The 16,750-nt window shown below is 44.7% G+C and carries 7 protein-coding genes; 3 read left to right on the top strand and 4 right to left on the bottom strand.

The features are described 5' to 3' along the window. Positions 1 to 46: 46 nt before the first annotated feature. On the bottom strand, positions 47 to 4,618 hold the full coding sequence (locus tag AXF23_RS02035) for a hypothetical protein (protein WP_199222147.1): 4,572 nt from the start codon (positions 4,616 to 4,618) through the stop codon (positions 47 to 49). Positions 4,619 to 4,651: 33 nt separating this feature from the next. Next, complete coding sequence (locus tag AXF23_RS02030; protein WP_077195302.1) at positions 4,652 to 4,858, bottom strand: helix-turn-helix transcriptional regulator; 207 nt, start codon at positions 4,856 to 4,858, stop codon at positions 4,652 to 4,654. Between the two features lie 219 nt (positions 4,859 to 5,077). Between AXF23_RS02030 and AXF23_RS02025 the strand changes: the two genes are divergently transcribed. From AXF23_RS02025 to AXF23_RS02015, 3 genes are all read left to right on the top strand, one after another. Beyond that, complete coding sequence (locus AXF23_RS02025) at positions 5,078 to 6,487, top strand: DUF3945 domain-containing protein (RefSeq protein WP_107624131.1); 1,410 nt, start codon at positions 5,078 to 5,080, stop codon at positions 6,485 to 6,487. A gap of 20 nt (positions 6,488 to 6,507) precedes the next feature. Beyond that, positions 6,508 to 8,580, top strand: a complete 2,073-nt coding sequence (topB, locus tag AXF23_RS02020; protein ID WP_107624130.1) for a type IA DNA topoisomerase — start codon at positions 6,508 to 6,510, stop codon at positions 8,578 to 8,580. Between the two features lie 92 nt (positions 8,581 to 8,672). After that, on the top strand, positions 8,673 to 15,002 hold the full coding sequence (locus tag AXF23_RS02015; protein ID WP_107624129.1) for a helicase-related protein: 6,330 nt from the start codon (positions 8,673 to 8,675) through the stop codon (positions 15,000 to 15,002). A gap of 60 nt (positions 15,003 to 15,062) precedes the next feature. Here AXF23_RS02015 and AXF23_RS02010 read toward each other — a convergent pair whose 3' ends face one another. Together AXF23_RS02010 and AXF23_RS02005 are read right to left on the bottom strand one after the other, a co-directional pair. After that, a complete protein-coding gene (locus AXF23_RS02010) occupies positions 15,063 to 15,968 on the bottom strand; it encodes a nucleotidyl transferase AbiEii/AbiGii toxin family protein (protein ID WP_107624128.1) in 906 nt (301 codons plus the stop codon). Beyond that, the gene (locus AXF23_RS02005; protein WP_107624127.1) at positions 15,961 to 16,725 is read right to left on the bottom strand and encodes a type IV toxin-antitoxin system AbiEi family antitoxin domain-containing protein; all 765 of its coding nucleotides are present in this window, start codon (positions 16,723 to 16,725) and stop codon (positions 15,961 to 15,963) included. The genes AXF23_RS02010 and AXF23_RS02005 overlap by 8 nt, the downstream gene beginning before the upstream one ends. Positions 16,726 to 16,750 lie beyond the last annotated feature (25 nt).

Here is a 16,750-nt window from a genome sequence, read left to right as displayed (position 1 = left end):
ATACAGAAAGCGAACAGAAAAAGAGTCTTCTTAATATAACGCATATTTATTTGTTCAAATTAAGTTGGTTTGTATAGATGAAGTCTACACTGTTTGTTACTGTTCCATCAGGCAATACGTAACTGATAGTTGTTTGATACTTGCCTTTTTTCAAAACAGGCAAAGAGCCCATGACAAACCGATTGTAAACCTGCGGGGTAACAGCATCCCTACTATTTATGATTCTATTCTGAAGGTCTCGATAATCATTGTATGATACCAAAGAAGCATCAAATGTAAAGGGGAAGTGATATAAAGATAAGTTCACCGATTCTGAATGTAAAGCTGAAAGGTAGTTCTGGCTTGGTGAGAAAGCTCTATAGGGAGGGACGCCGATTGGCTGTTCTTCCCTCTCGGAGAGATGAATATTTCCATAAGGGTATCCTTCATAAACAAGTGGCAAGACTGCACCTCTGAAATATTCTTCCTTGAGGTCGGAGCGAAGAGTGAGCAAAGGTTTGTATTGAGTCTTCTCCACACCGATGACTTCAGCTTCGTCGAAGGCTTCCTTACCTTGTACATTAGCTCCAAGCAACAGCGCAACACCTGCATCTATGGCAAGGTTATCACGGACCTTGACACTTCGCATCTTCTCTCTGAAAGTGGCATACTGACTGGTTGTAAAATCATATTTCAGAATCGATTGTTCCATCTCATTGGAAATCTTTGCTATAGCTTTGTCGCCACCAATTTGTCCTGAGAAATCATCTTTGTCTTTTATTTCCTTAATTTCAGAAGATTTTTTATTGTCGTTTGCCATATCCTTCTGTGCTGCAGAATACGCCAAATCTAATTTGTATTCTGTCTGCCTTCTCAATTCCGGCAGAGTAAACTCTAAGCGATTCTCTGCTTCGTTATATTTGAAATCTGTAGATATACGCTCATTCTGTTTTGTTACAAAACTAAGCTTGTAGTCAAAACCTTTTTCAAACAGGTATTTTTGTCCAAACTGTAGTTGCACATAGCCTTTGGAGTATTCTTTGGGAAGGAAGTATCTCTGCCCTATCACTGGATAGGCATAGACAATATTCCGCATAGGAATGTCACTCGGCGCGCCACCTGTCGTAAAATGATTTATCTTTTCTTCAAAGGCTGGTTTCCCTGAGGTCAGTACCGGCTTCCAAACACCATTCTTCAATTCTTCGAAAACAATACGGACTTCTGCCGTCAAATCTGTATTAGGAGGAAGAATTTCTTTAGACTGGAAACGAACATCCGTCTTATCTTTTCCCCAAAGGAGCTTACCCGGTATGACATGTTCCTTTTTATCTTTGACTATGAATTCCTTGAGATTGATGCGGTAATAGGTCGTTTCTCCAGCATCAGTGGTCGCTTCGAAACTCTTTCCTATTGCAATGTTGAAAGTTGCCTGAGGAACGGAGAATACGCTGACTTCATTCTCTTTATCAGCAGGAGCCAAATCATTTATCATTGGTTCTTCTATCGGAGAACTCCCCGGTATTACAACATCGCATTCCTCACCGATGGAAAGTTTGAAACGCGCCTTACCCTTAATCAATCCGAGCACATTGAGATTCACTCCTAAATAGCCCTTAAAGAAGGTTGGATCAGGAAGTCCTGCCTGCAAAAGAGCTGCTGCACCGCCCTTGATTACCGGTACACGGATACGGATAAGCCATAACTTTACCTTTACGCCCAATTCTCCTTGTAAATAGGCATAGGTTTGCCCCATAGCATACCAACCGTCCATACCGATAATACCGGAACGGCCTCGACATTGTGCCTGTGCATAATCCTTGAGCATCACATCAAAACCCAAACCTGCATCGAAATTAGCATACATTATCAAGAACTGAATATCACCGGTCTTGACGGATAGTTCTGATCCGAATGCAAATCCTTTCCCCGTACTTAGTGCATTTAGATTCCGTCCAAGACTCAGCCTGTTTAGGTCTTGTCCCAATATGTCGGCTACAGCCTGTGGGGGAGCCGGCATATCTGGAATACGGCTTCCTGCCATAAAATAAGAGCCAGTCTTTATGGCAAGAATATTTCCTACTGCCAACTGTACGCCAAGCCTGTTGGACGGAGTGCCTAAATGCAAATACCATTCTTTGGGGTCTATATGCAGAACTCCCCAACCGGCCTGACCTCGTTCTCCCACACCACGAATGAATTCTGCGGGAGTATTGAGATAAACTTCAGAACTGGCATGCAGTACATGGTTTTGGAAATCCATCTGGATACATAATGTTCCTGATAGTCCCATATCCTTAATTGCTCCTGGAATAGATTTGATGGCCTTGGCTAACTGTGCCCAGTCATTTTGCTTAAACTGTTCCGATAACTTGGCTGGGAATGTTTGCTGTTGTTTTTCGAGCTTGTCACTGACAGAGGTATTACCTCCGCCTCCTCCCCTGTTAGGAAATTCCCCATAACCATAGAATCCTGCAGATGCCAATCCACCTGCCTTTGAAAATATCATTTCAAAAGCAGCTTCGCCATAGGCGACCTTACCGATTTCAATAACAGTAGAAGCCTTGAATCCAAAGCCCATAGAGGCATCAGGGATATAGTTTGAACTGGTAAAGCGCCCACCTTCCGGACTTCTACCTTCAGCACGCACCCCTGATGTTAAAGCACCACCTATTCCGTTAAGAGTCAGTGCTCCGATAATTGGTATGCCTGGATGGAAAGTTGCCATTCCATCAGCATACCAATAGCGGAAATCATCTTTTCTTCCGAAAGCAGCTCGAGCAGTAATGGAAATATCATGCTTTGACTTTATACTCGTATCTTTTTCTACCTTGCCATCAAAAGAAAACCCAAGAGTTACATCACCGGCGAACCCATTACCGTAAATCGCATCACCTCTATGCCAATTGAGATGCCCGTTCAGCGTTATAACACCTGCGATAACAGAATTTACAGCAATGGAACCTACCTCTAATTTATCAAACACCCAAGTTTGATTTTCATATTTTGCAAGGAGGTTTAATTCCGTTGCTCCGGAAAATAAGTTCTTCCCAAGATTAATCCCTGCCCCTATTGTTAATCTTACATGCTGTGTATCTGAATGATTAAGTGCAAGTTTATTTATAGATAAAGGAAAGTGTCCCAATTTTGCCTCTCCTTCATAACCGAAGTATTCTGCGGAAATGTAAGGAGCAACTGTCGTGAGTCTAAGACCGCGGAAACTAATCTTATCAAATTTTGTTTGTGATGTGGAGTCGCTGTTTCCCTCTTTTCCAAGAGTCATATATCCATGAAGTATTGCTTCTGGGATAAAACGATTTTCTACTAAGCGTAAAGTGACACTGGAATTCTTTTCGAGATGAGCCTTTGCCTTAAAAATGGAGAAATCAAGTGCATCTTCATTTTTAATCCGCATCGTATATTCATTATTAGGTTGCAGGTATCCTTCATATCCCAAGGTAGTATTTTTACCCTTGAACGGCAAGCCTAGTCGCCCCGTGAATTCTGCGGCGACAAGTTCACTGGCCATAAGGTTCAGTCCAAAATGGTCAACAGAAAACCGCCAGCCGTCAGCACTGCCCTTATCAAGCGAGAGAATACTATCGGCAGAGAAAAGCCCCGTTATACCATAATCATCGATTAACAATCCCTTAGCCGAGAAACTAGCTCGTGAAAAAGCCTCCGGTAATGTTACAGAGACATTTTCTGCATATATCCCTCTCCATAGCACCTGTTCATCGGGAAGATAATATTGCTGGTATTCCTCTGGAAAACTTATCGTTTTGGCGTTCCGCTTACTACTGAAATCTAAAATGACGTTATTCAATGAGAATACGTAGTCTTTCAGTCCTTTGATTTCAAAATTTGGTAGGTCTAAAGACACAAGAAGGTCATTCCAACTTTCTATAACAGTATTAAAATGACCTATGACTTGATTTGATAAATTCCTATCCTTAATTATATTATTTGTAGCTGGTTTATAAGTACTGCCATTTGTAGTATCTTGTCCCCCGGCCCTGACTATGAGGGAGGTTGGAAAGTGTACTTCTGCGTCAATGGCTAAATTATGGAAACCATCACAGCCGATGGTCATGTAGGTGTCACTTTGAGAAATACCCCTGTCCTTGCTTAGTCCATTACCCTTAAGGACAATCTTTGTATTTCCGCGATTGAAAGGTATCTCGACATCGTGCAGGAGCGAAAGCTTCAATTCTCCTGCCAGACCACCAGTATGTGTTCCTTTTATTCCTTCTGCCCCAAAGAAAAGCACTGTACGCCCGCCTTTTGTTCCTTGTGGAATGACCGCCTTTGCGTAAACGCCAAGCTCTGTAGAAGAAGTCTGCAAGGCAAAACGACTGATGGCAATCGTTATCTCCATACCACCAATTGTTCGTTTCAAACCAAGAGGAAGGTTTATGGCTTCTGCATCATTATAATTCAAATCCTCCACATAAGAATTACTCGCAGCAATGCGAGCAAACATGTCATTGAGTTCGTTTATCTGCTGTACTGAATTACTTTTAGTCTGAGCATAGGATACATGTATGCTCAATAACAGGATACAAAGCAGAAAAGTGATTCGCTTATATTTGCTAATATTGAATTTTAGAAGCCCCGTAATGGCGAGAGTTATTTTTTTCATGTGACAAATTCAAAAGATGTGAATCATTCGTATTTACAGAGGTTTCGTTGAGATAAGGAGTTCTCGGATATCTATACTAAGTAGTGTAGCAATCTCTAAAAGCACTTCCAATGGGGGCTGTACCTTGTTGGAACACCATTTTGATATGGTATTTTCAGACTTTCCTATTTCTTCAGCAAGCCACTTGCCGGTCAGCTGCTTTTCAGCCAAGACAGCTTTAATTCTATTTATTACAGCCATAATTTGATTTTATAACTCTACAAGGTTATTAACTTTCGTTTGCAAAAGTAGTTGATTTTTAGCGACGCTGCAAACAAATTCTTCTTTATTTTTTATATGTCCATCTTTTTCCTGTTATTTCTTGACTATTCCCGCTAATTCCTTTACTCTTAAATCTTTAAGAATGTTACTATAATTTAGCTGCTTGATAACAGTATTCACCATTTAAATTATCAAGCAATGGAATCAAATAACAATGACAATTACGTGCTGGTCTTGGAAGACCGCACGGAAGTAAAAAGTGAGCAGGAAGCGAGCAAGTTGTCCGTTGTGTCGGGTATTGACGACAAGGGAAACCTTAAAACCACCGAGGCAATCGCTGCCAATCAGGCAGCGTTCTTGAAATTCAACAACAAGGATGGACTTCTCAAAAACTTCATGACTAACTTCCTCAAACAGTTCAATAACCCGACTCATTTCGGGTTGTACAAGGTATTGGCAGACAATGTGGAGCAGGGCGTGTACAACCTGCGTACTATGTTACAAAGCCGTGAGAAGTCTGAAAGTAAACAGCAGCTGGCAGAGATAGGCATTCCCTTTGAGGACTATCTGCCCCAGCAGAAGAATGCTACTGCCATCGATGAGTCGAAGGTTGATTGGAAGCAACTCGATAATCTCGGACTTACCCGTGAGCGATTGGAGCAGAGTGGAGAATTGGAAAAGATGCTCAATTGGCAGAAGAGCAATCTTTTGACGATTGCCGTTCCCATTGGAGACACAACCATCTACACCGAAGCTCGCCTTGCTTTTCGCACGGACGATAACGGCAATATCGGTTTGGCAATTCATCCTTTGAGAAAAGAACCACAGCTTGACTTTCCCTATATGGGTTACAAGTTCTCTCCCGAAGAAAAGGAGCAACTCCTTGCTACGGGTAATCTTGGCAAGACTATTGAGGTAACACCTAAGAAGGCTGAGCCTTTTTCTGCTTACGTTTCTATTGATCCGCAGACCAATGAAATTATAGCACTGCGTGCTGACCGTGTGAACATCCCTAAGGAAATCAAGGGCGTATCTCTCTCTGATATCCAGTACAAAGATCTTGTGGAAGGCAAAGCCGTGAAGGTGGAAGGCATGACTGCCAAGAGTGGTAAGACATTCAATGCAACCCTGCAGGTCAATGCCGAGCGGAAAGGCATTGAGTTTATCTTTGGCGACAACAAGAGTTTAAGAGAACGACAGGAACACAAACAGACACAGCAGCAAGGCATCCCACATAAGCTCTGCGGCTTGGAGCTGTCAGAAAAACAGCGTGAAGCCTTGGATAGCGGTCGTACACTATATCTAAAGAATATGGTGGACAAACAGGGACAATCATTCAATGCATACGTTCGTATGGACAAGGAACAGAATAGACCACGTTTTTACAAGTGGAATCCTGACAAGAAGCAGGAGACTGGCAAAGAAAAGGTGGTTGCCGTAGCCGAAGAACACAAAACGCAGGTAGCCGTGAACAACCACGGCAAGACGAATGAAGCCACCAAGAACGTGAAAGAACCGCTAAAAACGGGACAGACTCAACCTACTGCTGAGCAGAAGCAAAAGCAGGACGAGAACAAACAGAAGAAATCCCGTGGACGTAAGATGTAACCTTAAAACCATTCTACACTATGACAACTTGTATTATCGCCGAGAAACCCTCGGTAGCCAGAGATATTGCCCGCATCGTAGGGGCAAAGAGTAAAAAAGAAGGATATATGGAAGGCAGCGGTTATCTCGTTACTTGGGCAATGGGACACCTCATCGCCCTTGCCATGCCCGAAGCCTATGGCTTTTCTACCTATAAAGCCGAAGACTTACCCATCCGTCCCAATCCTTTTCAGTTAGTAGTACGACAAGCGCGCAGGGACAAGGAGTATATATCCGATCCAGCGGCACTCAAACAGCTCAAGGTGATACGTTCCTGCTTTGATAAGGCAGATCGTATCATTGTCGCCACCGATGCAGGGCGAGAGGGTGAGCTTATCTTCAGATATATCCACCAACACTTAAACTGCCATAAGCCTTTCGACCGCTTGTGGATTTCCTCCCTCACCGATAAGGCTATTCGTGAAGGACTTTCCAATCTCAAACCTGGAAACTATTACGACAATCTCTATCATTCCGCCAAGGCAAGAAGCGAAGCCGACTGGCTCGTGGGTATCAATGCCAGCCGTGCCCTGTCCATTGCCCGCAGGGGAGGCTATTCGTTGGGACGGGTACAGACCCCGACATTGGCTATGGTCTGCCGTCGGTACATAGAGAACCGTGATTTTTCTTCCGTACCCTATTGGAAATTATTCGTCCTTACAGAGAAAGAGGGCGTATCGCTGAAAGCCATTGGCATTACAGACTATGAGAGTGAAGCATCGGCACAGACAGCCCTCGCTACGCTCCGCAGTCAGAGCCAGCTTACAGTGGAATCGGTCGTAAGAAAGGTGGCTGGTACACCGCCACCACTCTTGTACGACCTTACTGCCTTACAGAAGGATGCCAACAGACGCTACGGCTTTTCAGCGGACAAAACCCTCTCAATAGCCCAAAGTCTCTATGAGAAGAAAATCACGACCTATCCGCGCACAGGCAGCCGTTACATCAGTGAGGATGTCTTCGAGGAAGTACCCGCCCTGCTGCGTAAGATAGGCAAGACACTATCCAATCCACTTAACCCCCATTCTGTGGACAATGCAAAGATTACTGACCACCACGCCATTATTCCAACAGGTGAAACACCATCAGGATTGTCGACAGATGAAACAACTGTCTATCAAATGGTGGTCAATCGCTTTGTCGAATCCTTTTCCTCCAATTCAGAGGAAGAGCGTATGCAGGTGCGGTTCACGGATGGCACCAACACCTTTACTTGGAAAGCATGCCGACAAATCTCTTTAGGTTGGAAAGCTGTACAGAAAGGTAAAGAAGCGGAAGCAGATAAGAAAGAAGATGGTGATGAACAGATTTTGTCTTCATTGCCGAACTTAGCAGAAGGTGAAGTCCTATCACTTGTCAATGCGGACATCACCGAGCATAAGACCAAACCTAAACCTCTCTACACAGAAGCAACACTGCTTTCTGCTATGGAGAATGCAGGCAAGGATGTGAAGGAAGACGATAAGCACAAGGCAATGGCAGAATATGGCATCGGAACACCTGCCACCCGTGCCAACATCATCGAGACGCTTATTCTCCGTGATTATATCCGAAGGGACAAGAAAGCCATCATACCTACCGAGAAAGGGCTGGCAGTCTATGAGATTGTCAAAGATAAGAAGATTGCCAATGCTGAGATGACAGGCAGTTGGGAACTTGCTCTTGCTGCTATTGAAGCGGGAAAGATGCCTGCAGATAAGTTTTCACAAGGCATCAACTCATACGTCGGCACCATCTGCGAGGAACTCCTCTCGCTTTCTTCAGATCAGAAGTCCTATCCTGTTTACCGATGCCCAAAATGCGGACAGCAGAGTGTCGGCATCTATGCCAAGGTAGCCAAGTGCAGGCATGAAACCTGTGGTTTCCACGTGTTTCGTGAAGTCTGTGGCATACATCTCTCTGAAGATAATATTTGTGATTTGATAAGTTCTGGTCGTACGCCTATCCTTAAAGGGCTGACCAGCAAGGCAGGCAAGAAATTCAATGCCCGACTTGTTCTGAAGGATGATTATACCACCACCTTTGAGTTTGAACAAAACAAGAAACGGAAATAGCATACAACTTCATTTCTGATACTAAAGTCTGGCATTACGGTCAAGCTTAGGTGTCAGAGTGATTATTCCCATAATAGAATACGTTATACCTTATGGCATACAATAAAAAAGAAGTCCTGCAAGCCAACACGGAGGCTATCCGTGTGGTCTTGCGCCTGGAAAAAGAACGCCGCGAAGCCACCGAAGCTGAAAAAAGTATCTTACGAAACTATCAGGGCTTCGGTGGCTTGAAATGTGTACTCAATCGCACAGACAATCCCGATGATATACGCTATTGGAGCAAGTCAGAGCAGAATCTCTTTGAACCTACACAGCAGCTCAAACAGATGATTTATCGTGAAGCCTTAGATGCTAACACCGCCAAGCGGTATTGGGAGAGCATCAAGGCAAGCGTACTGACCTCCTTCTATACCGATACCCGTATCGTTTCTGCCATCTCTGATGCACTTGCCTCCACAAACCTGCAGGTAAGACGATGTTTAGACCCTTCTATGGGTATGGGTGCCTTTGCCGAGGCATTTGCAAGGCAAGCGGGAGTTGTAGATGCAATGGAAAAGGACCTGCTCACTGCCCGTATCAGCCAAGCCCTGCACCTCTATGGAAAAGGGAACATCTTCGTCAGAAATGAGCCTTTTGAAGCTATTGGAGAGCTGGAAGACAAGGATAAGTACGACCTTGTAACAAGTAACATTCCTTTTGGAGATTTCATGGTCTATGACCGAGAATACAGCAAAGGTAAGGACACTCTTAAACGTGAGTCCACACGTGCCATCCACAATTACTTCTTCGTGAAAGGTCTGGACTGCATCAAGGAAGGTGGAATTTTGGCATTCATCACCTCACAGGGCGTATTGGACAGTCCCCGCAATGAAGCCATACGCCGTTACCTCATGCAGAGCAGTCGCCTTATCTCCGCCCTCCGCCTGCCATCGGGTATGTTTTCAGACAATGCAGGAACGGACGTAGGCAGTGACCTCATCGTCCTACAGAAGCAGACAGGTAAAGAAATCAGCAAGGGCATCGAACAGCAGTTCGTAGAAACCGTTTCTGTTTCCAAAGAAGAAGGGTCTTCAGTCGTCTTCAAGCATAACTCTCTTTTTGTAGGAGATTGGAAGGAAATTTCTCAACGCACCATTGCCACAGAGCGCATAATGGGTACAGACCCTTATGGAAGACCTGCATGGGAGTATCGGTTCACGGGAGGGATTGAGGAGATGGCAGAAAGCCTCCGAACACGGCTCTCCCTTGAAATGGAACAACGTATCGACCGTAAACTATATGAAACAGGTATACCGATGACAGAGGCAGAGCGGGAGGCAGAAGCAGAGAAACAGCTTCGCAAGTTGGGTATTACCATAAGTCGGAAAGAAGAAACTGAGAAGACAAAGACTGAAGATGAGGGAATAAATGATGCTTATAACCTCATGCCCGACAGTATCAGGAAGCAACTACCAAAACTTTACAGCACGGAAAAGGAACTCATAGGCGATAAGATAGCCTATGCACGCTATTTCTTCCCTATGGGAGCATACACAGCCTACCTTCTGGAATATGACCCTAAGAGCCGTATTGGTTTCGGTGCTGTCACGATGGGTTATGGCTGGGAGCTTGGCAATATGTCCCTCGATGAGATGGAAGGCGTAAAAGTAAGAGGACTGGGCATTGAACGTGACCTGTACTTCTCTCCTAAGAAATTGCACGAGATAGCCGAACTGGAAGAAATAGTCAGGGGACAATATACCAAAGAAGAAGTGGTGGCAGAGGAAATCAAGGAAGAAGCGGTAACAAATACAGAAGACACGGTTAAGAAGACTGTGAACGGTACTTCTGGAATCAAGATATCCAAGGAAGAGTTGGAAACTGAAACAGAAATTAATGTCGGGCAAGTCATAGAACCGGACGATTTTACCATTACCAAGGTACAGGCAACAGAAAATACCATTTCCAATGGAGAGACCACTCCGTTGCAACCACCATCATCGGAGTCTGTACCACAGCAATCTGTGTCAGAGCAACCATCCATAAACGTTGAACCTGCACCCGAAGGTGTACCCGCCTTGACACTTCACCGACAATACGAACAGGAAAGGTCGGAAATCCGTACGGATATTGAAGCCCCAAGAGAGATGAACGGACAGACAATATTCTTTGACGACGATCATCATCCGGTGGTGGACAATAACATAGAAGATATCGGACAACCGGAGCAACTGTCACTGTTTGCCCCGGAGGAATACAGCCTTTGGACAAGAGAAGTTACTCGTGTGAACAATGAAATCAAGGATAATTCAGGAACTTCACAGGCACGCCGTCCTATAACTCAAACTGCTCCCCAGAAACCATCGGAGTCCAATATACAAAAGTCAGTAATCTCTCCTCAACGTCGTACCCGTAGTAGCAGGAAAGCAGCTTCTTCCTCTTCACGTGAGCCATCCCTTTTCGACTTCATGAACGAAGACGAGGAACGCAAGCCACAGCCGATAGCAGAAGTCAGAAAGGAGTTTGACGCTTCCCCACGTCCTTTTCTCTCTTCGCCGGACTCACACCTAAGAGACGGCTCCATTGTCGTGCAGAAAGGGCAGGTGGGGTTTCTTTCTGACCTGAAGCGACATCCGACCTTCAACCCGATGGACTTGCCGTATGCGCAGCTTTCCCGTCTAAAAAGCTATATCGAGATACGGGAGTGCTATCATCGTCTCTATGACTACGAGGCAGAGAACCATGCAGAGGACAAGGAGGACCGCAGCAGGCTCAACCACCTGTATGATGACTATGTTGCACGCTGGGGCTACTTTAACCAAAAGGCGAACACCGACATCATCAAGATGGATGCTACAGGTGTGGAAATGCTCTTCTTGGAACGCTCCGAAAACGGCAGATACGTCAAGGCGGACATCTTTGATCATCCGACGGCATTTTCCACCACGGAACTGACCGTTGCCGCAGACCCAATGGAGGCATTGGGTGCATCGCTCAACAAATACGGTACGGTGGAACTTGACTACATGAGTTCGCTTTTACCTGATATGGAAGAAAACGACATTATTTCTTCCTTGGAAGGTCGTATCTACTTTAATCCTGAAACGAATGCCTATGAGGTGGCGGACAAGTTCATTTCGGGCAATGTAATAGAAAAGGCGGAGCGTATCGAGTCGTGGCTCTTGGACCATCCCGACCACGAAGAGGCAAAGCAGAGCCTTGCTGCCCTGCGTGCAGCTACGCCGACACACATTCCATTTGCGGACCTTGACTTCAATCTCGGTGAACGCTGGATACCTGCCAAAGTCTATGGCAGGTTCGCCTCGGAGTTCTTCGAGACGGATATTGGCGTATCCTATCATTCTAATATGGATGAGTACAGCATTGTCTGCGACCGAAAGAATGCTAATATCTGGCACAAGTATGCCGTACAGGGTGAGTTCCGCCGCTATGACGGTATCAATCTCTTGAAGCACGCCTTGCACAATACCATTCCCGACATCAACAAGAGCAAGGAAGTTACGGACAAGGTTACGGGAGAGACCAAGACCATTAAAGTAAGGGACGGACATGCCATCCAGATGGCAAATGCCAAGATAGAGGAAATCAGACAGGGCTTTGTCGATTGGCTCGGGCGCACGCCCGACACCTTCAAACAACAGCTCTCAGACAGGTATAACCGCCTTTTCAACTGCTTCGTTCGCCCCAACTTTGACGGCACGCACCAGACGTTTCCCGATCTTGACCTCAGACGATTGGGTATTGCAGACCTCTACAAGAGTCAGAAAGATGCCGTGTGGATGCTCAAAACCAATGGTGGCGGCATCTGCGACCACGAGGTGGGAGCGGGCAAGACGCTCATTATGTGTACGGCAGCCTACGAGATGAAGCGATTGGGACTCTCAAACAAGCCGATGATTATCGGACTAAAGGCAAACGTCTTCGATATTGCCGACACTTTTCGGAAAGCTTATCCTAATGCTAAGGTACTCTATCCAGGTAAGAACGATTTTAATAAGCAGAACCGCCAACGTATTTTTAACGATATCAAGAACAACGACTGGGACTGTATCATACTTACGCACGAACAGTTCGGCATGATACCGCAGGCCATGGAGATACAGGAAGCGATTATGCAGAAGGAACTGGACTCCGTGGAAGAGAACCTCGAAGTGTTGCGGCAACAAGGAAGAGACATCTCTCGTGGGATGCTCAAAGGATTGGAGAAGCGCAAGCAGACGCTTGAAGCCAAGTTGCAGAACATACAGGATAGCATTGCAGAGCGTAAGGACGATGCTGTAGATTTTAAGATGATGGGTATTGACCACCTCTTTGTAGATGAATCGCACCAATTCAAGAACCTAATGTTCAACACACGCCACGATCGTGTGTCGGGCTTGGGCAATCCTGATGGCTCACAACGTGCCTTAAACATGCTCTTTGCTATTCGTACCATACAGGAGAGGTCCGGCAAGGATTTGGGAGCCACTTTCCTTTCGGGAACGACCATTTCAAATAGTCTGACGGAGTTGTATCTTCTGTTCAAGTATCTTCGTCCGCAGGCTTTGGAAAAGCAAGGTATCAACAGCTTTGACGCATGGGCAGCCGTCTTTGCCAAGAAATCCACAGATTACGAGTTCTCCATCACGAACGACATCATTCAGAAAGAGCGGTTCCGTACCTTCATCAAGGTGCCTGAACTGGCTGCTTTCTATGCGGAGATTTGCGATTTTCGCACTGCCAAAGACATCGGTATCGACCGCCCTGAGAAGAATGAGATACTGCACAACATACCACCGACACCCGAGCAGGAAGTTTTTATCGGCAAGCTGATGGAGTTTGCCAAGAGTGGCGATGCTACAATCTTAGGACGTGCACCTCTGAGTGAGAGTGAGGAAAGGGCAAAGATGCTTATTGCAACAGACTACGCGCGCAAGATGAGCCTTGATTTACGTATGATTGATGAAAATGGGTACTCAGATCATATAGACAACAAGGCAAGTCACTGTGCCAAGATGCTCAATGACTATTACCAAAAGTACGATACACAAAAAGGAACGCAGTTTGTTTTCTCTGATTTAGGTACTTATAAGCCCGGTGGAGATTTCAATGTCTATTCGGAAATCAAGAGAAAGTTGGTAGAGGATTATCATATTCCATCCTATGAAATACGTTTCATTCAGGAATGCAAGAATGAGAAAGCTAAGAAGGCGATGGTGGATGCGATGAACCGTGGTGACATTCGCATTATCTTCGGTTCTACCTCTATGTTGGGTACTGGTGTGAATGCTCAGCAACGTGCCGTGGCAGTCCATCATTTGGACACGCCTTGGCGACCTTCGGACTTAGAGCAGCGTAACGGACGAGCGGTGCGCAAGGGAAACCTTATCGCCAAGGAATTTGCGGACAACAAGGTCGATGTGATTATCTATGCCGTGGAACGTTCCTTGGATAGCTACAAGTTTAACCTGCTGCATAACAAGCAGCTCTTCATTAATCAGCTAAAAACAAACACGCTTGGTAGCCGTACCATTGACGAGGGTTCAATGGATGAGGACAGCGGCATGAACTTTTCAGAATACGTAGCAGTACTTTCAGGTAACACCGACCTTTTGGAAAAAGCAAGACTTGACAAGAAAATCACCACCTTGGAATCAGAGCGCAAGAACTTTCTCCGTGAGCGTGATACAGCAAACGGCAAGTTGGCAGAGATTGAGAGTTCTGTATCCTTCCATACAGACAAAATAAAGGAGGCACAGTCAGACCTGGCTCTATTTGAGCAGCGTGTTGAACGTGATACGGAAGGATTTCCCGTCAATAAACTGACTATCAAAGGTGTGGAAGACAGCACTGATATCAAGATCATTGCTGCACGTCTGCAGGAAATAGACGAAAAAGCACGCACCAAAGGAGAGTACAACAAAATTGGCGAAATCTATGGTTTCTCCATTATGGTCAAGACAGAGAGTACTTCCAAAGACTTATTCGACTGTTCGGTGAACCGCTTTTTTGTGAAAGGACAGGAGTCTATCTACTACACTTACAATAATGGAAAGTTGGCAACTGACCCGAAACTTGCGTGTCAGAACTTCATTAACGCATTGGAGCGTATTCCAAAGGTGATAGAATCGCATGAGAAGGAAATGGCAAAGGTTGTGGCCAACAAAGACGTTTACACTAACATTGCCAACAGTTCTTGGAAAAAAGAGGATGAGCTTCGCTCACTTAAAAGTGAAGCTGCTGAATTGGACAGAAAGATTGCGCTTACCCTTGCTCCACCAGAGGGGAAAAAAGAGGAAAAAGAGGAAACAGAAGAAATGAAGCAAGGAGAGGGTTTATCCGACCATTATCATTCTGGAGGAGTAAAGAACGAAAGCTATCTTGTCCAAGACAGAGAAGATAATAGCCGTTTACAGAGTTTTAGACCCAAATGGAGACACTAAACACATGCCGAGGGGCTAAATAAAAGTCAGACATCCGTATTGAATGTCTGACTTTTATCATTATACCTGCAAATAACCTTTTAGCTTATCTATTCCTTCTTTATGCTTATCGGGAGTCTGTTTCTTAAGTTTACCTATATTCAGTAATTTCCATTGTACAGATGGATATTGGCTTAAATCACCTGCGCAACATTTCTCCCACTGTGGTGTTCCCTCCTCAAAGGAAACGAGGAATTCCTTGTCTGTATTTGTAAGGCTGTCATTTACCTTTTTAATAATGGATTCACGAGCCTGCTCATAGTCTGTATAGGTAAATGGAATATCTGACATTCCCTTGAATTGGTTTTCAAGTGCCTCCTCTTGGTTTATGCTATTAGGAGACAGAGATTCTACGATAGGCTTGTCGCTTCCCAATAAGCATAAGATAAGCCCGTCTTTTACATCTTCAAGTGTTTGGTCTTTCATGTATTTGCAGTCAAACATGTCACGTGGGTGCTGGCGGCTGAGGGCAGCTGTAATCTTCCCCCCATAAAGTTGAGCATAAGGAACTATACGTGCCTTACAGCTGGCTTGAAACTCTTCCATCGCTTTCGAACAGAGTTCCATAATTTCAACCTCTCCAAGTATGCCCCGTTTTGTACCATTTACCTCTATTTTCACCGTAGCGCCATCATGTGTGCACAGCAATTTCCATACTTCGGATTTATGTTCCACATGTATTCCGGGAATGGCACGTTCTATACTTGTTTTCAGTTTTCCGAGATATTGATTTATCTTTTCCAAACTCGCCGTGCGTGGCTCTATCGGAATATAGGTAAGGTCAATATCAACCGAGTAACGCGGCATATTCTGGTGGAACAGGTTAATAGCCGTACCTCCATGAACAGCAAAGTCCGTTATCTTGTAAACCAAAGGCAGAATGCGTAGTAACAATGCCACCTGTTTTTTATATTGTTGATCATTCATAATCGTTTAATTCTTTTGGTATAATCATCTTATATTTGCTGATATATATACCAGATTTGACGAGTTGGAGTTTATGTGTCCCCAAATCTATTTTTGTAAGGTCTAAATCTTCATACCAATAATGCCCCGCTTTCTCAGCCATATATAGAAACAGCCTCTTCATTTTGTAATGTTTTGTGGTTTCCAATAACGATTGGACGACATTCGGACGCAGAGTGGTCAACTGTTCCATTATATAAAATAGATCCATATAGTTATATTGGCGTGGAGTTAACAACAGACATTCCATAAAGGCCTGCTCAGGGGAGGATATAAGCAGCCTCCAGTCCAAGTATGTTAAAGTTGTTATCTGTGCACTGGTAAACACCTCTGTCTTGAAAAACTTAAATTCACGGTCGAAAATGTCATGCTTCATCCATTGTGGCATTTTATCACTTGCCGTTGATACCATTAACAGGGGTTTGCCCATAGGAACATAATGGTTGAAACCCCAAAGCTCCAAAGCAGAATGCGCTGCAACACGAAAACTCTTTCCTACTTGTTCGTTAAAGGACTGCAAAGCACCAAAAGCGGACAGCGTGTCGCCTGTGCGGTACATGACTCCCTTACATAGAGAGGATAACCAACCGGAAGAACGATATCTGCTCAACAACTGCCTGGAATAGCCATGCTTTACGAGCCATGTCGCAAACAGCAATCCGTTCTTTTGCCCGGATTGAAGCATTTGGTTTATTTTTTTTCCTTTTAGTATACTCATAGTTTACTTGCTGTAATTAAAACCA

It is taken from the genome of Prevotella sp. oral taxon 313, from assembly GCF_003043935.1.
Taxonomy (GTDB): Bacteria; Bacteroidota; Bacteroidia; order Bacteroidales; family Bacteroidaceae; genus Prevotella; species Prevotella jejuni.
Note: the sequence above shows the minus strand (reverse complement) of the source record. Positions and strands in the feature narration are given on the sequence as shown.